This is a genomic window from Chromobacterium alticapitis (assembly GCF_002924365.1).
GTDB classification, from domain to species: domain Bacteria; phylum Pseudomonadota; class Gammaproteobacteria; order Burkholderiales; family Chromobacteriaceae; genus Chromobacterium; species Chromobacterium alticapitis.
Map to the genome: position 1 here is coordinate 1 of NZ_PQWB01000066.1, position 265 is coordinate 265.

Sequence of the window (265 nt, forward strand, 5' to 3'; positions counted from 1 at the left end):
GCGGCGGCCGGGGACAAGAAGGCTGACGCCAAGGCGGAAGGCAAATCCTCCGGCAAGCGCGACAACGCCAAAGCCAAGAAAAAATCGTCCGCCAAGGCCGGCGGCAAGAGCCGTCCCGGCGAAGCCGTCGCCGAGCTGAAGCGGCAGGAAAGCGAATCCGACGGCTGGCTGGACAAGGCCATAGACGCGACGGAGAAGCTGAAGAAAGTCAGCGAGATCAGCGAAAAGCTGACCGGCGGCGCGGCCAAGGTATTGCGCACCGATA

The 265-nt window shown here is 63.8% G+C and carries 1 protein-coding gene; it reads left to right on the top strand.

All coding sequences use genetic code 11. The features are described 5' to 3' along the window. Positions 1-265, top strand: a 265-nt coding sequence (locus C2I19_RS22040; RefSeq protein WP_158253720.1) for a hypothetical protein, incomplete at both ends; no start/stop codon positions are given.